Annotated in this window: 16 protein-coding genes; 7 read left to right on the forward strand and 9 right to left on the reverse strand. The window is 55.3% G+C overall.

Annotated elements, in window-relative coordinates:
* Positions 1-243 precede the first annotated feature (243 nt).
* Positions 244-921, forward strand: a complete 678-nt coding sequence (locus tag K9N21_19630) for a methyltransferase domain-containing protein (GenBank protein ID MCF8146124.1) — start codon at positions 244-246, stop codon at positions 919-921.
* 204 nt (positions 922-1,125) lie between these two features.
* On the opposite strand, the gene K9N21_19635 is transcribed toward K9N21_19630, so the two are convergent.
* Positions 1,126-2,391, reverse strand: a complete 1,266-nt coding sequence (locus K9N21_19635) for an MFS transporter (protein MCF8146125.1) — start codon at positions 2,389-2,391, stop codon at positions 1,126-1,128.
* A gap of 470 nt (positions 2,392-2,861) precedes the next feature.
* Here K9N21_19635 and K9N21_19640 point away from each other — a divergent pair, with 470 nt between their 5' ends.
* Together K9N21_19640 and K9N21_19645 are read left to right on the forward strand one after the other, a co-directional pair.
* Positions 2,862-3,539 (forward strand): MBL fold metallo-hydrolase, encoded by a 678-nt coding sequence (locus K9N21_19640; protein ID MCF8146126.1) that lies wholly within the window; start codon positions 2,862-2,864, stop codon positions 3,537-3,539.
* A 50-nt stretch (positions 3,540-3,589) separates the two neighbouring features.
* Complete coding sequence (locus K9N21_19645) at positions 3,590-4,300, forward strand: M15 family metallopeptidase (GenBank protein MCF8146127.1); 711 nt, start codon at positions 3,590-3,592, stop codon at positions 4,298-4,300.
* Positions 4,301-4,596: 296 nt separating this feature from the next.
* Here the strand turns inward: K9N21_19645 and K9N21_19650 are convergent, their stop codons facing one another.
* From K9N21_19650 to K9N21_19670, 5 genes are all read right to left on the reverse strand, one after another.
* A complete protein-coding gene (locus tag K9N21_19650; protein MCF8146128.1) occupies positions 4,597-5,442 on the reverse strand; it encodes a hypothetical protein in 846 nt (281 codons plus the stop codon).
* Between the two features lie 66 nt (positions 5,443-5,508).
* Positions 5,509-6,495 (reverse strand): glycyl-radical enzyme activating protein, encoded by a 987-nt coding sequence (locus tag K9N21_19655; protein ID MCF8146129.1) that lies wholly within the window; start codon positions 6,493-6,495, stop codon positions 5,509-5,511.
* Positions 6,496-6,521: 26 nt separating this feature from the next.
* The gene (locus K9N21_19660; GenBank protein ID MCF8146130.1) at positions 6,522-6,686 is read right to left on the reverse strand and encodes a hypothetical protein; all 165 of its coding nucleotides are present in this window, start codon (positions 6,684-6,686) and stop codon (positions 6,522-6,524) included.
* 37 nt (positions 6,687-6,723) lie between these two features.
* Entirely contained in the window at positions 6,724-9,240 is a 2,517-nt protein-coding gene (locus tag K9N21_19665) for a hypothetical protein (GenBank protein ID MCF8146131.1), read from the reverse strand.
* 89 nt (positions 9,241-9,329) lie between these two features.
* Positions 9,330-10,064 (reverse strand): FadR family transcriptional regulator, encoded by a 735-nt coding sequence (locus K9N21_19670; GenBank protein MCF8146132.1) that lies wholly within the window; start codon positions 10,062-10,064, stop codon positions 9,330-9,332.
* A gap of 427 nt (positions 10,065-10,491) precedes the next feature.
* Between K9N21_19670 and K9N21_19675 the strand changes: the two genes are divergently transcribed.
* Positions 10,492-10,713 carry a hypothetical protein gene (locus K9N21_19675; GenBank protein ID MCF8146133.1) on the forward strand — a complete coding sequence of 74 codons (222 nt, stop codon included), beginning with the start codon at positions 10,492-10,494 and terminating at the stop codon, positions 10,711-10,713.
* A 273-nt stretch (positions 10,714-10,986) separates the two neighbouring features.
* Here K9N21_19675 and K9N21_19680 read toward each other — a convergent pair whose 3' ends face one another.
* The 3 genes from K9N21_19680 to K9N21_19690 all read right to left on the reverse strand — a co-directional run bounded on the left by K9N21_19680 (position 10,987) and on the right by K9N21_19690 (position 13,842).
* A complete protein-coding gene (locus K9N21_19680; GenBank protein ID MCF8146134.1) occupies positions 10,987-11,925 on the reverse strand; it encodes an MBL fold metallo-hydrolase in 939 nt (312 codons plus the stop codon).
* Positions 11,926-12,260: 335 nt separating this feature from the next.
* Positions 12,261-12,599, reverse strand: coding sequence for a P-II family nitrogen regulator (locus K9N21_19685; protein ID MCF8146135.1), 339 nt, complete (start codon positions 12,597-12,599; stop codon positions 12,261-12,263).
* A 22-nt stretch (positions 12,600-12,621) separates the two neighbouring features.
* A complete protein-coding gene (locus K9N21_19690) occupies positions 12,622-13,842 on the reverse strand; it encodes an ammonium transporter (GenBank protein ID MCF8146136.1) in 1,221 nt (406 codons plus the stop codon).
* Between the two features lie 468 nt (positions 13,843-14,310).
* Here K9N21_19690 and K9N21_19695 point away from each other — a divergent pair, with 468 nt between their 5' ends.
* The 3 genes from K9N21_19695 to K9N21_19705 all read left to right on the forward strand — a co-directional run bounded on the left by K9N21_19695 (position 14,311) and on the right by K9N21_19705 (position 18,275).
* Positions 14,311-14,964, forward strand: a complete 654-nt coding sequence (locus tag K9N21_19695; GenBank protein ID MCF8146137.1) for a TetR/AcrR family transcriptional regulator — start codon at positions 14,311-14,313, stop codon at positions 14,962-14,964.
* Between the two features lie 18 nt (positions 14,965-14,982).
* Positions 14,983-16,533 carry a propionyl-CoA carboxylase gene (locus K9N21_19700; protein MCF8146138.1) on the forward strand — a complete coding sequence of 517 codons (1,551 nt, stop codon included), beginning with the start codon at positions 14,983-14,985 and terminating at the stop codon, positions 16,531-16,533.
* Between the two features lie 185 nt (positions 16,534-16,718).
* Positions 16,719-18,275 (forward strand): propionyl-CoA carboxylase, encoded by a 1,557-nt coding sequence (locus tag K9N21_19705; GenBank protein MCF8146139.1) that lies wholly within the window; start codon positions 16,719-16,721, stop codon positions 18,273-18,275.
* The last annotated feature ends 220 nt before the right edge of the window (positions 18,276-18,495 follow it).

Here is an 18,495-nt window from a genome sequence, read left to right on the forward strand (position 1 = left end):
GATGCGGGGAGTGTGAAGGCATCTCCATATGAGGCACTCGTCGCATCTTCAAAATTTGAACCCCCAAGCCCACCTTCCTGTCGACTAACCTATCAACCCGCCACTTCAATTGTCAAGATATCTGGTTTCTCAACTGCTTTCTCTGTGACAACGGCTTTCAAAATAAAATATACATTCTTGCGGCTTACCACTGTTTACAGATAGGGCAAAAGAAGTTATTTTGATTGTTGCGGAGGGATCCCAATGAAGACGACAAAGGTTTTCGACCCGTGGCCCGAGAAATATGATCAGTGGTTCGAGACTCCCATGGGAAGGCTGATCAAGACGTACGAAACAGAATTGGTTCTTGACATGCTGAGGCCTGCCAGGGAAGAGCGGATACTGGATGCCGGGTGCGGGACTGGGGTCTTTACCCAGGATTTGCTCCTAACAGGTGCACGGGTGGTTGGCCTTGAGCTGTCCCTTCCCATGCTCGCGAGGGCACGGGAAAAGCTTTCCGGGGATCCGTTCACGGCGGTCCAGGGGGATATGAACACGCTGCCCTTTAAAGACCATACCTTTGACAAATCCATGTCCATCACCGCCATCGAGTTCATCCAGGACGCCCGGACCGCGGTGGATGAACTCTTCCGGGTGACCCGGCCGGGGGGCATCATCGTGGCGGCGACCCTGAACAGCCTCAGCCCCTGGGCAGAGCGGAGACGGCGTTCGGGAAAAGAAAGGCATTCCCTTTTTCAGGATGTGGTCTTCAGGTCCCCGGAGAATATGCGGCATCTGTCTGCGGTGCCGTGCACATGCCGGACGGCCGTCCATTTTCAAAAAGACGAAGACCCGAAAAGGGCAAAGGAGATCGAACAGGAGGGCCGGTTACACGGGCTCGATACCGGGGCCTTTCTGGTATGCTGCTGGCGGAAGCCCTGAGCCCAATCTACATCGCAAGGTCGCTCCGTATTCCATGCCCGATTCACAATTCTCAGAAATACCAAATTGAAACCACATTATTTCTGTCATTGAGCCGTTTTGGGCTTCGGATTTCGGGGATTTTCCCGGGCGAAAAGCCTGCTTTCCGGCCAAGCAGTATTATGAAGGTTTGCTCTGATCGACCGCCGGGGAAGCAGTCATGTGTCAGCTGCTCAATGCCTTTTTGAATCCGGTACACAGGGCGAGACACGCTGACATTACGAGGAGACAGGCCAAAAGGGCCGCTTGGAACGCTTCCGGGGGGTAGGTTCCATTGACTTGGCCGGAACGGTCCAGGAGGTAACCGGTGATCACCTGCATGGCGGCCACCCCGAGAAAAGGCGATGTGTTTAAGAGTCCCGACACAGTGCCCAGGATCTCCCTGGATGTGGTTTCGTTGACCAGTGCCCACAATGCGGTAATAAAGCCCCCGGCGATCGCACCCATAAGAAAGAGCGCAACCCCCATTGCCGAAGGGCCGGTGACTTGCCAACCGAAGGTGAGGACGCCCCAGATAGCGCTTTCCAGAGCCAATGTGGTGATGAGCATGTTGGCCTTGTCCTGAAACAGCCGGTCGGCGAGGCGGCCGAACACCGGCGCACCCACCATGAACCCGATCGGAACCAGCATGTTCAGTCCACTGGCCCGCATCTGATCCATGGCATAAATGCTGACCAGATAGGGGGTGGCCCAGAGACCTTGAAAGGTCAAAAAGGTGCCGAAAAAGCCGGCAAAGATGATGGCCAGGACCCAGAAGCGCAAGGACATGAGAACTCCGATGGCGGATGGCGCCTCGTTCGAGTCCATCGGCAATGGGGCTTCAGGTTTCCTGGTTGAAGGGGTTTTGCTTGGGCTGAAATCCTTGATCAGTATCAAAACGGCAAAGGCGAGACAGAAGGTGGCGGCGCCGATTACAAAAAATGCGTTGCGCCATCCCCATGTCCTGGCCATCCATGCCAGCGGGGTGGTGGCCACGATGGCGCCCAGGTTCCCTACTGCCAGAAGAAGTCCGGTCATGGTGGAAAATTGGCGTACCTTGAACCACTGGGAAAAGGCCTTCAAGGCAGGGACATACACCCCGCCTACCCCGAAACCGATCACGGCCCGCCATACCGAGGCCCAACCGATAGAGGGGGCCAGACCAAATAGAATGGTCGCGGCGCCGGCCAAAAGGGACCAATATGCCACCACCCGCCTCGGTCCCAACCGGTCCGAGAGATAGCCGACGATGGGCTGTTCCAGGGCATACAGATAGAAATACATGGACGACATGAACCCAAGGGCGGTGGCATTGGTCTGAAATGCCTCCAGAAGGTCGGGGGCGATGACGGACGTGGATACCCGATGAAAATAGACAAACAGGTAACACCCGGCAATGACGCCGAACACGACCCATGGGTGAGACTGTGATCTATTTCCTTTTTGATGCATGTGCGTAGACACTTCTTCTATAAGGGATTCCGCTGAAGGTTGGTTCGAATCTTCATCACTTTATGCCATGAACGGTCGGAAAAGAAAAGGGATGTTTTTGCGCTTCCAAGCCGGACTTTGCCATCTCCACATGCCATGCGATCTTATCATCCCGGTTGACAGTCCAAGCTTGCGCCAATATGATGCGTGGGGCACAAGCACTTTTTTTCCGGGATGTTACAAAAACGCGGATGCCCGAAACCAAAACGGCTGTGTGCCGTTCAGTCATCCCGGCATGCCCTTAGCCTGGAATCCAGTCCGGGGTATTTCCGCATTCCGGCCAAAACCGTGCCCGGAATGACGGAAGATAAGCGTGCAGTTGAGCATGACCAATATTTTCTTGTCTTTCATGACAGAAGACCAGTGAGTAAGGGCCTAAGAGGGGACGGCCCGGCAGGGTCCCATGACCGATCAAGATGGAGGACTGAGAGATGGAAATCAGTATTCACCCGATCAAATTAGGCGCCGATCACTGCTATATCGTTCGTGGAGAAGGAATCATCATGATTGACGGCGGATCGCCGAATCAGATAAAAGCCTTCAGGAAAGGCGTTAAGAGACTGTCAATAAAACCTGAAGACATCAGACTTGTTGTGCTTACCCATGGACATTGGGATCATATCGGATCCGCCAAAGAGATTAAGGAACTCACAGGGGCGAAGCTTGCCATGCATCAGCGGGAAAAGGACTGTCTGGAGAAATCATTCAAGCCGCTTCCTCCAGGGGTAACGGTCTGGGGGAAGATTTTTGTGAAGATTATGGCCGTTTTTCTTCCATTGGTTCATTATGCCGCGACCGATGTGGATATCGTCTTGGAAGATGGAGAGTTTCCGTTATCTGAGTATGGGATTCCAGGAAAGATTATATATACCCCCGGCCATTCCATTGGGTCCGTCACCGTCTTGCTGGAGACAGGCGACGCCTTTGTTGGAGACTTGGCCATGGGCGGGTTTCCATTGCGTTTCAGCCCGGGGCTGCCTATCTTGGCGAAAGACATGAAACAGGTGAGAAAAAGCTGGGAATTGCTGATTAAAGAAGGTGCGAAGACAATTTATCCTGCACATGGAAAACCATTTTCAATCGACATCATTCAAAAGGCCTTGTTGTAGCGGACCGCAGACGGGGCGGAGACCATGGGTTGAATCGGAGCTTTGGAAAAATGAAACGTCGTCGCATACTCATATCCATTCTCGTTTTTCTGTTCATCGGTTTTCCCGGTTTCATCTCTTTTGGGAAGCCGCAAGAGCACCCTTTGCCCGAGGGGTTTGTCTATGTTGACAGGGTGATCCCGAACATCGTCATTGACCTGCGGTACTATACAAAGCACAACTTTGTCGGCGAGCGAATCGATGGGTATCTGGAACCGAGGTGCATTCTCACCAGGGCGGCGACGGATGCTCTTATAGAAATTCAGGAAGAATTAGATCCGTTTGGCCTTGGCCTAAAGATATTTGATGCCTATCGCCCGCAACGGGCAGTGGATCACTTTGTGCGCTGGGCCGGCAACCTGGAAGATACACGAACAAAGGCGGAGTTTTATCCGGACATAGAAAAGGACACCCTGTTAAGGGACCGCTATATTGCAGCCAGGTCAAGCCATAGCCGCGGCAGTACCGTCGACCTGACCATCGTTTCCCTTGAATCCGAAACAGCAGGGGAAGCACTCGACATGGGGACGGAGTTTGATTTTTTCGGTCCGGCGTCCTCGCCGTTTTTTCCAGGCCTCTCTCCTAATCAGCGGGCCCACCGGATGCTCTTGCACACCCTCATGAAAAGGCATGGGTTTGAGCCCTATCCTGAGGAATGGTGGCATTTTACCCTGAGAGAAGAACCCCCTCCAGAGACGTATTTCAATTTTCCGGTCCAATGAACAAACCTTCCGCCCTTGTCTGCCGATTGTCGTGATCGCACCATTCGGCGCGTGACTGGACGGGCGGCCAGGGTGCTCCCGCCCACGTATTTCAACCCCTCGTCTTTTTGAATGGAGATCACGTCCTGCTTCCCTGAACTCAGGTCTATCTTCAAGATTCTGTTATGCGACCCCGGCATCAACCCCCCTCCTTTTCTTCTCTTTCAGACAAAACGGACGTTGGTTTCGGTTGTGAGGCAGGAACCTGCCCCATCTTCCGTTGCTTGAATTTCAATTTCAGCGCTTCACTGACCGGTTCATTCCCATGTATCAACGACCGGCTTCAGTGGAACCTCCGGATAAATCTGCCCGTGGGCCGGCGGCATGGAGTTGTAAACCCATTTGATGTCGACGATCCCGATCACCAGACCCCGTTTGCGACGGTAACCCCGAAAGATGCCCCGAATGAGCACGCCTTCCATTTTCATGGTCAAAGCGAACACGGCGACCGTGGTCTCTTCAGGGATGCGCATGAGTTCTTCCTTGAAGGCCAGTGGAGAAAAAGCCAGCCGCCGGCTGTCGGCCGCCTGGCACTGGACGACCGGCACGATCACCGGAAATCCGTCCGGGCCGATATATGACACGAACTTGAGGGCATCCAGTTGATTAAACAGGTCTTGTGCAAAGGGTTTGAGTATGGGTTCGCCGTTTCCGGCGGCTGCAGCGCCTTTGGTCATTTTCGTCAGCATGGCGGACAGGACGATTCGGAACATGGGAAGGGCTTCGCCTTCAGATGTCTCGATGAGATCCAGGTAATGAACCGTGTTGATACCGAAATAGGTGTTATACCGGAACATGGGAATTTCGTTGTAACGCTCGTATTCCCGGCCTTCAGTTCGCAAATGGGTCCATCTGGCCCGGCCCCGCCACATCTTTTTGTCCATGGTCATGACAAGAAAACCGATATCAGGTCTTGTCTGAATATACGCCTTGCTCAGTCCTTTACAGAACTGCCCCAGCGTCAGCTGACGGGGCCCAGGGGCCATGATCGAGGTAATCAGGGAAATATGCGGCAGTCCCCCGGGATTGACACAGGCCACCAGTCCGATCTTTTCGGCCGGCTCAAATGCCTTCATCTCCTGCTCAATGAAGTATGTCCTCATGAGGCCCTTTCTCGCTTTTCTCGAAGCATATCTGTTGAGCCAATCCGGTCTGAAGCACCATCCGATTCAGGATGCCTCTTTTTCCAGCCTTGTCGAGCCGCTCCAGGTCACGATCGCAGGGTCCACGCCCGAGTGCCGGGCCACAGCCGCCAATTCCTCCATCATCCGGCTGCGCAGCAGTTCCTCCTCCCTGTAGGGCCAGTCAAGATCCAGTCGCAGATATTTGTCCCTGCACAGATTGTTGAATGCACACAGTTCCCACCGGTTCACCAGTCCATCCAGGTTCTTTGCAATAAACCCCCCGATCCCCCGGATGTTTTCGTTGGTGGCCGTTGCACCGGGGATGATGGGGGTTCGTATCCAGAGTTGCCCGGGACGCCCTTTCGATCGCATCCGGTCGCGCACACAGAGCAGATTTTCCAGAATCCTCTCATGGGTTGCGCCGGTAAACCTTCTGTGCTTTTCCGCGTCCATTTCCTTCAGATCAAACAGGAGCAGATCCACATAGGGGAGGAGTCCTTCCAGGACGTTTCGGGAGCACATGCCGCAGGTATCCAGGGCCGTATGAATACCCTCCGCCTTCAACCGTTTCAGAAACTCCCGGTTAAACACCGCCTGCAGGGTCGGCTCCCCCCCGCCCAGGGTCACGCCGCCGCCGGACGACGCAAAATAGACGCGATCCTTGGTCACCTCAGCAACCAGGTCATCCAGTTCCCACATCCGGCCCAGAAGCTGTAAGGCGGCGGCCGGGCATTCATCCACGCACAGCCCGCACCCGGTGCATCGGCTGCGGTCGATGCGATTGCCGTCTTTGGTAAATGCCAGGGCACCTTCCGGGCATGCGTCCAGGCAGGTCTTGCAGCCGATACACTGGTTCGCTATCCAGTGAACCTGGGGATGGGGAGAAATGCTCTCGGGATTGTGACACCAGAGGCATTTCAAAGGGCACCCCTTGAAGAAAACCGTCGTACGGATCCCCGGTCCATCTTCAGTGGACATGCGCTGAATTTCCAGGACCGTGGCCCTCAGATTCGGGTCAGAGTTACTGTGCATGAGTAAAAAGCTCACGAGGTGAAAGCTCAAAGCTCAAAGGATGTTGCGATGATGCCGCCATCTATTTCTATGTTCTCCCTGAAAGCATTAATCAGACCCATCATCATGGAACCGATTCTTTTATGCCTTGTTCCAAAGTCAAGATAACCAGAATCGCTCCGTACCTCCAGGTCTTCATACCCGAGCCTCATCCAGCGCGCCTCCCTTCGGCGTCACACCCACAACGAGCTAAAACCGACCGTGACTCACCCGCTGGATAACCTCATCCTGAAGTTCCCTTCCCACGGCCGTGAAATAGGCGTTGTAGCCGGTGACCCTGACCAGGAGGTGTCGGTAGTCTCTGGGATGCTTCTGGGCATCGCGCAGCACATCCGGGTCCAACATGTTGATCTGCAAGGCGCTCCCGCCGTTTTCGCAGTAGCCCCGCAAAAACGCCTTGAACTTTTCTTTGTGCTCGGGATCCCGGATAATGGAGGGGTTGAACGTAATGGTGTGGCTGGCGCCGTTGGGAAGGCAGTTGAGGTATTCCCCCCAGTCGCCCTTTCCGTCGACGGCCTTGCCGCCCATGACCTTGCCCACGGAGTTGGCATTGGATGTGGGTCCGTTGACATCCGCCCCATTGGACGGACAGATGGCGTTGGACAGAAACCGGCCCCTGGGTCTGCCGTCGGCGCTGGCAGCCATGATAAAGCCGTCGCCGGCCCAGTAGTTCCAGCTCAACATGCCGGGCCTGAAGCGCCTGCCGGTTGAGACGGTCACATGCTTCCATGTCTCCTCGCACCACAGGTCCATCACCTTCTTGGCCATGGCATCGGCCGTTTCATCGTCGCGACCGTATTTGGGCGCCTTGTTCCCGGCCATGGCCTGAAGCTTGTCATGCCCCTGCCAATTGTCCTTCAAGGCCCTGATGAGTTCGGCCATGGTGCATTTCTTCTGGTCGAAGACGAGGTATTTGATGGCCAGGAGGGAATCGACGGTGGTGGCATAGGTGACGGCTTCAAGGGTCGTGAAATTGATTTCCGCGCCTCCCCGGGTGACGTCGAGACCCTTTTCGGCGCAGCCCCTGACCAGACATGAGAGATAGGGGGTCGGGAAGTATTGTGCCCGAAGCGATTCGGATGCCTCATAGACCTCGACGCTTTTTTGAACAATATACTCGGTCTGTCTGACATAGGCGGCCCAGAATTCGTCCCAGGTCTTGAAGCGGCCCGCCTCCCCGGTATCCGGCCCGTCCTGTTGGAGAGGCTCCTCCTTCCCGGTCATGGGATTAAAGAAAGGGATGAGATCCCTCCCCCCGGTAAGGGCCAGTTCCACTCCCTTGAGCAGGTTGAGGTTAACGTCCACGGTGCCGGACCGATCATTTCCGACCATGGTGTTTTCAAGACAGCCGACCGGTGCATAGTCATGAACATTCCCCTCATGGATCAGATGGCCAAGGCCCGCCTTCCTGGCTTGAAGCATCATACCAGCCATGGACCGTTCATCGAAATTCAGTAGAAATGGCGACCCCTGGCTCAGCGAGATCATGTCCACCACCTTGTTCAGCAGGGCGTCGGTAGAATGTCGATGCAGCCGCACGTTCGGCTTGGGCTCCAGAATCGGGGACATCTCGTCGATGACCTCAAGAATGGCATAGGTTAAATCATTGGTCATATCGCGGCCGCCGGCCCCCATGCCGGAGAGCGTGATCAGCTGACCAAACCCGGACGTGATGCCCTGGTTGCCGTTGCGGATCATGGCATCATAGACCGTATTGCAGTGCACCCAGAAGCATTTCAGTATTTCCTTGCCGAATTCCCGCGCCATTCCATGGGACAGGGAATCTTCCCAGTACGGGAGGAGGTACTGGTCGATACGGCCGAAAGAGGTTCCGGGACCGGGGTAGTTTTCATCGCTCATGATCAGCATGTGATTGATCCAGAGCGCCTGGAGGGCCTCCCAGAAGGTTCGGGCCGGTTCCCAGGGGACCCGCCTCAGGTTCTCGGCCATCTGCTCCAGTTCCTGTCGTCGCTGAAGGTCGGTGTGTCCGGCCGCACGTTCCACACAGACATCCGCGTAACCGGCCGCCACCTCCCGCGGCATGGCGGCCGGCGTCATCATGGCCCTTAACTGGGAACCCCTGGATCCGCGTTTCTCCGGTTCGCTCAATCCAGTGTATCTGGAGTCGAGATCGGCCAGGATCCCTTTCCACCCGATTTTCAAGGCCCGTTCGTGATCGGGAATCAGGTGTCCGCTGGTGGCGCCCGCATTGCCGTAGCCGTGGTCATGAAACCATTTCATGGCGGCCCGGGCCCCCTTTTTGCCCAGGAGAGCCCTGTCAAACGCCTGCTGTTCCCGTTTGTCCAGGCAGAGGGAGGTCTGAATATTAAAGCGACCGCCGGCCAGCAGATCGCCCGGCAGGATCTCCTTGGGCATATAGCGGACCATGACCTCCTTCACAAACCAGGCGCGCCGTTCCACCTGAGCCCAGGCCCAGAATTCCTTGGCCAGTTCCACGGTTCTGGCGGCCTGACGGAAGGAACCCCGCAGGGTTTGCATCAATGCATAGGTCTCCGGCACAATGTAAAAACTCATCTCATTGAACTGGACATCCCAGGCCGTGCCCGTGGACCAGGCCAGGAATTCATTGTTCCACCGGCGGTCCGTACCCTTGAAATAGTAGTCCCGCAGCCATTGAATCCGCGGGGTCAGGTTCCTTGGGGTCTTGATGCGATGATCGAATCGAGGGAGGGCAGCAGCGGTCATGGCGGGTTCTCCTTTGTAAAAAGCTCAAAGCTGAAAGCTCAAAGCTCAACGTGCAAGGGAATTGAGATCTGCAGCTCTTCTTGTTCCTTTCAGCTTTGAGCCTTGAGCTTTGAGCTCCTTTTCAAGTGTTCCATCCCGTGGGCCAGCATGTTCTTCATGATCTCCACGGCCTTCTCTTCATCCTTGGCCTTCAATGCGGTCACCATCTCTTCATGAAAGGCAAACACCTCCGGAACCACCGTCGCGTCGGAAAAAAATCGGCAGGCCAGATTGAGGTAACAGCTTTTGAATGAATTCAGCAGCAGGGGGTAGATGTCATTGCCCGATGCCATGGCTATGAGATGGTGAAAATCAAAATCCAGTTCACTGATCCTCTGCATATTCTGGTGATTGACGGATGCCTCCTCCTGAAGCAGCCGGCCAAAGTCTTTCAGCTGCTCCACGGTTCGATGGCCGGCCGCCCGTCTTGCCGTTTCTACTTCAAATAGAAATCGCATTTCCAGCAGACTGGTGAACAGTTCCTCTTTCAGATCGCCCCGATGGTAAGTAAGGAGAGAGGTCAACAGCGACAGGGAACCTTCTCGGCGATAGTCATTGACAACCGTCCCAACCCTCGGAATGAGGGAGACCAGTCCCTTGGCGGCCAGGTCAACAAGCCCCTCGTGAACCACGGGTCGGCTGACATTGAGCTGCAGGGCCAATTCACGTTCAGAAGGGAGTTTCTGCCCGATGGGAAAGGCGCCGGAGAGTATCAGCGCCTCAAGGCGTTTCACAAAGGCATCTTTAAGACTTTCGGTGCGAATAGGGCTAAGGAGTTGCTGCACAATATGCTCCTGTGTGGCAGGTGGTATTACCAGCTGCCACATTAAAAAATTTGTGTGGACATGTCAAGCCTATGTTGGGGCCGCCTCCAAATTCGTAAGGCGGAGGCTTCTCACCGATTGGAATAGCGGAATGTTGGAACGCCGGGATGGTGGTTGAGGGGGATTGAGACTATTCCATGCCTCCGGACCAACGGCATGGCCAACCCTGGAGAAAATGTGTGATTACACCGCCTTGGGTGGTTGGGCATTCGAGACGTTTAATTATAGACAACATCATGCTGTTTGGGATAGCCTGTTGGAAGTGCCGCAACGCTTCAAATGAGGCTCGGATAGACGGCAAGGGGGCAGATTTCAGCCTGTCAGAGACCTGGATGACGGGGCGTTTCCGATGTAGCGGGCAGAAGCCTTGGCAGGGGTGGGGAGATCCATGAAAATCCGCGTAGAGTGTTATTCGGGATACAGGGGTGAAGAGACCCCCCGAAGGTTCTGGCTGGATGAGCGATTGGTAGAGATTACCGAGGTGGTAGACAGATGGCTCGACCCGGAACATCGCTATTTCAAGGTTGTGGGCGACGATGGGGCCACATACATCCTTCGGCACAATTCGGAAACCGATTCGTGGGAGATTACCTTTTTCCGTGATATTTGATACTTGATACTGGATACTGGATGCTCGATACTGGATGCTGGATGCCGGATGCTGGACGTCGGTTTCGGGTTGCGCCTAACCCTCTTACCCTCTCATCCTCTGAACTTCTGCTGGATACTGGATGTCTGGATACTGGATGCTGGATACTTGATACTGGATGCTCGTTGCTGGTCATTTTCAGCTTTGACCTCATGAAGCATGGGGCACGGGGAACGGAGCTTCCCCCGATAACGGATAACGGATAACCGATAACAGATAACCGTTTTTCCCCTTTCACCTTTGAGCTTTGAGCTTTTCTAATCCTTGCTGTTCCTGTTCCATGCGCTGGCGAATAGTGCCGACCCGAATCCGTGTGTTCAGCACATAGGCGGACTCGGTCTGCTTGGGCCAGGGCTTCGGATCCCATTCCACGGCCTTGACCCTGTCTGCGGTTCGCTCGATATCCCCTTGTTCCTCTTTCAGAAACTCCTCCACCATGGCAAGATACCGGGGCGCCTGCTCAAGGGAACGTTGCATATGTTTGCGGGCGTCCGGACCGGTAAGGACGACCTTGTGCCCCTGGCAGAGGACATTGACATCCAATCGATTCAGACCGGTAAGGGTGCGGACATAGGCATCGTAATCCACCAGGAATTCGGCGAAGATGTAGCCCGACCCGTCGTCGCAGCCCACCGCCTCCGAGGCAATCAGGAGTTTCTTTTCAGGCACCCAGTAACTTATGAAATCCCAGGTGTGGCCCGGTGCATTCATGACCTCAATATGGACGTCGGAGGCGAGTTCAATGATCTCACCCCCCTTCAGTTTCAGATCCAGATCAAAAGACTTAAATGGATCTTTATAGATGGGTCCTTGGTTCAATGACTCCAGGGACTCTGCGGCCTCCTGGTTCAGGGATCGGATCAATTGAACGGCCTTGTCTCGCTGCAGGATCTCCTGGGTCCGCTCTGAACCGGCGATCTTCATGGTCGGGTACACGGACTTGAGATGGGCCGCGGCCCCGATATGGTCAAAGTGGGAATGGGTGAGAAACAGGTAGCCCGGTGTCCGGTCGCCCAGGATCCGCCGGATATCCGCCTCGTACCTGCGGCCCAGGGCCGTCAGCCCCGCGTCAAAAAGGACCGGGACAGGCCCGTCCAAAAGATACACGGGGACCGTCTCATTCCCCACCACATAGAAGTCGTCAATCACTTTCCCTGTCCGGATATATTTCATTAGCCTGAATCACCCTTTTTATTCAATTCTCCCCTTTGCAGATTTCGGGGCATACTTGGTATGATTTCACCCAAATGTCAAGGCCTATTCAGGATAAGAAAAGGAATCCATCCGCTCTTCATTTGATCAGGGGCGGTTGCCGAGCGTTAGGTATCCATTTTAATGTCCCGCCCTTGGGCGGGAGAAAGAGACCCCCGCGCGCGCGGAGAATTTCCGGAATTTGCATACCTCCTGGGTTGCGGCTGTCAGGCCGCCTTTGGAAAACGGATCCCCCTTGATGTGGATCACGCGATCTCATTCCTTGCACTATTTTTCTGCCTTCGATTTCATCGGGATCAGAGGGCGTCTTTTCCTGTCTCCCCTGTACGGATACGGATGGCACTCTCCACGGACATCACAAATATCTTTCCGTCCCCGATTTCACCGGTGCGGGCCTGATCCTGAATAACCCTTACGATGTCGGGAACCATTGCTTCATCCGCAACGATTTCAATTTTGACTTTCCCGACAAAATCGACCTGGTATTCAGCACCCCTGTAGACCTCCTTGTGGCCCCTCTGACGCCCAAACCCTCTGACCTCAGTGATGGTCATTCCTTTGATTCCCACCTCGGACAGCCCCTTTTTCACCTGATCCAATCTGAACGGCTTAATAATGGCTTCCACCTTTTTCATGCCCTTCTTCCTCCTTCCGCTATCAGATATTGTACGCTGTTTCCTCGTGCTGGGTGAGATCCAATCCGCTCCTTTCATCCCGCAGGTCAACCCGCAGCCCAAAGATTTTGTCCACCAGTTTCAAGAGAAGGTAACTAAGAACAAACGTATAACCAACGGTGACCAGAATGGCAATGCACTGGATTCCCAGTTGTCCGGGGTTTCCAAAAAAGAGGCCGTCAGCGCCTGCCGGATTAATGGCCGCGTTGGCCAGCAGTCCGGTGACGAGGAGCCCTATGATCCCGCCGACCCCGTGGATGCCCACCACATCCAGGCTGTCATCGTATCCAAACTTGTTTTTGGCCATAATTCCCAGATAGCACCCCACACCTGCCAGCACGCCGATGAAGGCCGCGGATATGGGTCCTACAAAGCCCGCAGCCGGCGTCACAGTGGCCAGGCCTGCGATGGCGCCGCTGGCGCCGCCCAGTGTGGTGGCCTTTCCGGTTATTCTCCATTCCATTCCGATCCATGACAGTGCCCCCGTGGTGCCGGCCACGTGGGTGGCCACAAAGGCGCTGCCGGCAAGCGATCCTGCCGTAAGGGCGCTTCCGGCATTGAATCCGAACCAGCCGAACCATAGGAGACCGGCCCCCAGCAGGGTCATGGGAAGATTGTGTGGTCGCAACTCCTCGGAGCCGTATCCTTCTCTCTTTCCCAAAAGAATGGCTGCTGCAAGGGCTGCTACGCCGGAACTCACATGCACCGCCACACCCCCCGCAAAATCCAGGGTTCCCATACGCCCGAGCCAGCCTCCGGCTCCCCAGATCCAGTGTGCAAGGGGATTGTACACAAATGTAGCCCAGAGGAGGCTGAACAGTAGAAAGGGGCCAAATCGCATCCGCTCTGCAAAAGCCCCCGTGATCAGGGCAGGTGTAATGACTGCGAACATGCATTGGTAAATCATAAAGACCTGATGGGGGATGGTGGTGGCGTAGACGTCGTGGGGTTCCATGCCCACCCCCCTGAGCCCAAACCACTCGAGACCCCCGATAATCCCCCATTTGTCCGGCCCGAAGGCCATGCTGTACCCCCACAGGATCCATTCCAGGCTTATCAGGGCAATAATGATAAAGCTCTGCATGATAGTTCCCAATGCATTCTTGCTCCTTACCATCCCTGCATAAAAGAGAGCCAATCCAATCGTCATGAGCATCACCAGCGCCGAACATATCAAAATAAAAGTTGTGTCCCCTGTGTCCATTTCTCTCCTCCCTTTCTTTTGGCCGCTGCGGTTTGAGATAACGACAAATGGTTAGCAAAAAACATACCTGTAATAATATTCTAAATTTAAACATAATAAGGGAATAATAGAACGATTTGGAGGAATGACCAAAGACATCCAGGTCTACAATATTGTTCACATCACGGTTTAATTCCTACAGAAACGTCATTTATGCCTCTGGGTTCGTTCTTCTAAAAATGATACAGAGGGTGCCTCTGAGTCCTGGCCGGGTTACACACCTTAACGTTTGTGGCGAACCCCTTTGCGCGCGTGCATATCGAAATCGCTTGACAAAGTTAGTGATATTTACTAACAGAAATAACTGCTTGATAATCGATAATTTATATTTTGAAAAAACATATTAGTAAATGTAACTAACCCTAATCAGGAAAATTCCGGGGTCGATTGCATGAGGCCATGGAACGGGAAAAGGGGACTTAAGAGATTATGGGAGACGCAGCAGGTTCCGGCAGGTCTGGGGGCATGGCGTCATCCTTTCCCCCGGGCAGGATAAAAATCGCTGAGGCCTTGCGCCTATTGCTTGAAAATAAGGATTTCGGCTCCATCACCACAGCCGAGATCGCCCGGACGGCCGGGGTGACCGAGGCGCTTATTTACAAGTATTTCAAGGATAAGAGGGATCTCCTCTACGAGGTGCTCAGAGAATATCTGGAACACTACGATACCCGTTTTGAGACCGATCTGAAGGGGATCAGGGGGGCATTGAACAAAGTTCGGAAGCTGATCTGGTCTCACATCAATGTGTATGCCACGGATCGGGCCTTTGCCAAGATCCTCCTCATCGATGTAAGGAGTTTTTCAGACTACTATACGAGCAGGCCCTATGAACTGGTTAAGAAATACAGCAGGGTCATGCTGGAGATTATCGAGGAAGGGGTTGCCGGGGGGGAGATCCGCGACGATATCTCTCCCCATATCATAAGGCAGGCGATCCTGGGCGCACTTGAAAACATGTGCCTGACCGGGGTGGTCTTTGATCGTGACATCTCCCCTGACGAACTGACGGAAAGCCTCTGCAACCTTCTGTTCGGCGGCATCCAAAAGAGGGCGGACACCGGGATAACAGGTCCACACGCCTGATTGAAGGAGAAGAATACCATGGGACAATGGATGGATGGATATCTTGAGAAGCTGGCCAGGGTTCGGGAAGAGAATGCCCGAGGCGGCGGAGAGGACCGGATCGCGCTCCAGCACGCAATGGGGAAATTGACGGCCAGAGAGCGGATCGATATCCTGGCCGATCCCGGAACCTTTGAGGAACTGGGCTCTGTGGTCAGGGAGTTCACCTTCCCCCCGGGTACCCAGGGGAGGCCCAGCGCAACGGATGGCGTGGTCATGGGGCGGGCCAGGATTGACGACCGGGAGGTCATGATCTACTCCCTTGACTTCACGGTCATGTCGGGGGCTGTGGGGGATCAGGGGGTCTGGAAGATCGCCGAACTGATCCAGATGGCAGGCCAGGAACAGGTCCCCATCATCGGCATCTTTGATTCGGCAGGCTCCAGGTTCAGCTTCAAGAACGGGTTTGTGGGGCTTCACGGCATGGGCCGCCTGGTGCGCAATTACTGTCTTTATTCGGGCGTGATTCCCAGAATCAGCCTGGTCCTCGGTCCCTGCACCGGGCCGATGGCGCAGGTGCCTGTGCTCTCCGATTTTCTGATCATGAACGAACGTAGCGCGTTTCTGTGGCTGGGGGGAGAGATCGCGTCAAAGGATGCGGGCTCGGCAGAGTTTCACATGCAAAAGAGCGGACAATGCCATCTCATTGCCGATAGCGATGAGGCGGCCGTCGGCATGGCCAGGGACCTGCTTCGGTTTATGCCTCAGAACTGCTGGGAGCGGCCTGTGCGGATGGCGTCCGGGGATGATCCGGAGCGGCGGGAAGAAGCCCTGCTGGACATCATGCCCGATGATCCCAAGTTCACCTATGATATGCACGAGATAATCGATCTGATCACGGACAACGGGGAATTCTTTGAACTCCAGGAGGACTTCGCCCCCAATATGATCGTTGGCTTTGCGCGGTTCGACGGCATGGTGGCGGGCATTGCCGCCAGCAATCCCGATGAGCTGAGCGGGATCATGGAGCCCGACTCTTCGGATAAGTACGACCGGTTTCTCATGTTTTTGGACGCCTTCAATATCCCTCTGGTGACCCTATCGGATACGACCGCGTTTCCTCCAGGCGATAAATGGGAACGGAAGGGGGTCATCCGCCATGGGGCCAAAAACCTGCACGGATACTCGCACCTGACCACCCCCAAGGTGACCGTGGTCCTGAGACGGTCCTACGGCGGGTCCAACATTGTGATGGGGTGCAGCAAGATGGGACCGGATTACATCTATGCCTGGCCCACCACCGAGTTTGCGCCCACCGGACCGGAGATGATCGTGCAGGCGGTGTTCCATAAACAACTGGCCCAAGCCAAAGAAGACGGCAACTATGATGATGTATACAACTTCTTTCTCAATATCCTGAAAGAGGAATTCAGCGTCATGACCTTCGGCAAGCTGTTCACCACCTGGTACACGGTCCACGAGGTGATCGACCCGCGGGAGACCCGGTCCCGGATCATCCATGCCCTGCATGCGACCGCAAACAAAACAGAGTCCATGCCGGAGAAGCGGCGGTTCATCAAGCCGGCGTGAGTAGCTGATGGCTGATGGCTGATAGCTGGTGGCTCATGGATGCTGGTTCATTGAGTTTATTGAGTTCATTGAGTTTGTTGGGTTAGTGAGGCTTTGAGCTTTCAGTTCGTTGCCGCTTTATAACTTTAGACATTTTAGGCACTTTAGCTCACTTTAGGCACTTGATTCAGGGAGGTATGGCAACCATGGGGGAACGAATGGAATCGGCCATCAGAAAATATCTAGCGATCCAGGAGAAGAATCTGGAGGGGGGCGGGGCCCAGCACATGGAACGACAGCACAGCCGCGGCAAGCTGTCGGCCCGTGAACGGATCGAGGTCCTGGTCGATCCCGGAACGTTCCGCGAGCTGGGCTCGTGCGTGGGCACCACCAGCATGCGTATTGACGGACAGATCCCCGATGCCCCCTGCGACGGAGCCGTCGTTGGGACGGGTCGGGTCAACGGCCGCATGATCATGGTCCATGCCAGCGACTTTACGGTCCTGGGGGGATCGGTGGGGGCCCAGCATATGCTGAAATTCACCCGGCCCATAGAGATGGCCGCCATGTGGCACATCCCCTATGTGGTCCTCCTGGACTCCTCAGGCGGAAGGCTGGGATACAGGGACGTGCCCATGGCCGGAATCGACTGGCAGTTCAGAGTGCAGTCCATCTATTCCGGTGTGATTCCCCAGATCACCGTGCTCATGGGTCCCTGCATTGCAGGCGGCGCTTATATCCCTGCCCTCTGCGATTTTCTCATCATCAGCAGGAACTCGGGCAACATGTGGCTGGGGGGTCCCCGTCAGACCCAGGCAGCCACCTCGGAGGTCATCGATCGGAATGTGGGCGGCGCGGATTATCATATGCAATTCAGCGGAAGCTGCGATCTGGTGGGGGATTCGGACGCGGATTCCATTCAGCACTGCCGGCGGTTGCTCAGCTACCTGCCCCAGAGCTTCAGGGAAGCCCCTCCCCTGTGGGACCGGACCGACGACCCTGAACGGGAGGTGCCTGCCCTTGCCGATGTTGTGCCGGATGTCTATGAAGAGACCTACGACATGCATGAGGTTATCCGCCTTCTGGTGGATGAGGGAGCGTACTTTGAGATCAAGGATGAATACGCCAGGAATCTGATCACCTGTTTCTGCAGGTTTCACGGACGGGTCGTGGGGCTGGCGGCCAACAACCCCCTCTATCCGGGGAGTATCCTGGAACCGGATTCGTGCGACAAGTACTACCGGTTTCTCCAGGTCCTGGATGCCTACAATATCCCCCTGGTGAACCTGGTGGACACGCCGCCGGTGGTGCCGGGCGAGCCGGATGAGGCACGGGGCCTTCTCCGGCACGTGGGGAAGATCACGGATGTCTATGCCACGGCCACCATTCCAAAGATCAGCGTGGTCCTGCGGGAGGCCTATGCCGATGCCGGCAGCCTGATCATGGGGGGACTCAAGGGGATGGGCGCGGATCTGACCTATGCCTGGCCCATTGCCCGGTTTGCGGTGGAGGCCTCACAGACGGACTACCGGAAGGCATACGGCACGGGGATCGAGGAGGATGCGTATGAGGCCTATCTGAACCGGTCGCGGGAAAAGGTGGATGCCTTTGATGCCGCCCGCACCTGGACGTCCCAGGTCGTGGACGAAATCATCCTTCCCAAAGATACGCGGCGGAAGATCATCGAGGCCCTGGAGATCACCCGGAACAAGGAGGAAAAGCTCCCCGGCCGGGCCAAGAACCACACTGCGCCGCCGGTTTAGACTCTTTGTCTGTAACTTCTCTGCAACGTGCGAAGAAGTTTGCCCGTGGGGGTCTCTGCCCAAGAGCAGCAAAAACCGAACACAGCTCCTGGGGACGGCAGCAGGGCTTTACAATACAGTCTGTTCCAGCCCCAAGAACAGTCTTTCATGGGACGGTATGTCCTTGCTGCCTTTCCGTAAACATTATTCGGAGCCCGGGGGCGGCCGCCGACCGATACGA

It is taken from the genome of Deltaproteobacteria bacterium (genome assembly GCA_021737785.1).
In the GTDB taxonomy this organism is placed as follows: Bacteria; Desulfobacterota; DSM-4660; order Desulfatiglandales; family Desulfatiglandaceae; genus AUK324.

Bases quoted from the DNA above. Each gene is read 5' to 3' on its own strand.
- K9N21_19630 (MCF8146124.1), top strand. From the start codon at position 244: ATGAAGACGACAAAGGTTTTCGACCCGTGGCCCGAGAAATATGATCAG.
- K9N21_19635 (MCF8146125.1), bottom strand. From the start codon at position 2,391: ATGCATCAAAAAGGAAATAGATCACAGTCTCACCCATGGGTCGTGTTC.
- K9N21_19640 (MCF8146126.1), top strand. From the start codon at position 2,862: ATGGAAATCAGTATTCACCCGATCAAATTAGGCGCCGATCACTGCTAT.
- K9N21_19645 (MCF8146127.1), top strand. From the start codon at position 3,590: ATGAAACGTCGTCGCATACTCATATCCATTCTCGTTTTTCTGTTCATC.
- K9N21_19650 (MCF8146128.1), bottom strand. From the start codon at position 5,442: ATGAGGACATACTTCATTGAGCAGGAGATGAAGGCATTTGAGCCGGCC.
- K9N21_19655 (MCF8146129.1), bottom strand. From the start codon at position 6,495: ATGCACAGTAACTCTGACCCGAATCTGAGGGCCACGGTCCTGGAAATT.
- K9N21_19660 (MCF8146130.1), bottom strand. From the start codon at position 6,686: ATGAGGCTCGGGTATGAAGACCTGGAGGTACGGAGCGATTCTGGTTAT.
- K9N21_19665 (MCF8146131.1), bottom strand. From the start codon at position 9,240: ATGACCGCTGCTGCCCTCCCTCGATTCGATCATCGCATCAAGACCCCA.
- K9N21_19675 (MCF8146133.1), top strand. From the start codon at position 10,492: ATGAAAATCCGCGTAGAGTGTTATTCGGGATACAGGGGTGAAGAGACC.
- K9N21_19680 (MCF8146134.1), bottom strand. From the start codon at position 11,925: ATGAAATATATCCGGACAGGGAAAGTGATTGACGACTTCTATGTGGTG.
- K9N21_19685 (MCF8146135.1), bottom strand. From the start codon at position 12,599: ATGAAAAAGGTGGAAGCCATTATTAAGCCGTTCAGATTGGATCAGGTG.
- K9N21_19690 (MCF8146136.1), bottom strand. From the start codon at position 13,842: ATGGACACAGGGGACACAACTTTTATTTTGATATGTTCGGCGCTGGTG.
- K9N21_19695 (MCF8146137.1), top strand. From the start codon at position 14,311: ATGGGAGACGCAGCAGGTTCCGGCAGGTCTGGGGGCATGGCGTCATCC.
- K9N21_19700 (MCF8146138.1), top strand. From the start codon at position 14,983: ATGGGACAATGGATGGATGGATATCTTGAGAAGCTGGCCAGGGTTCGG.
- K9N21_19705 (MCF8146139.1), top strand. From the start codon at position 16,719: ATGGGGGAACGAATGGAATCGGCCATCAGAAAATATCTAGCGATCCAG.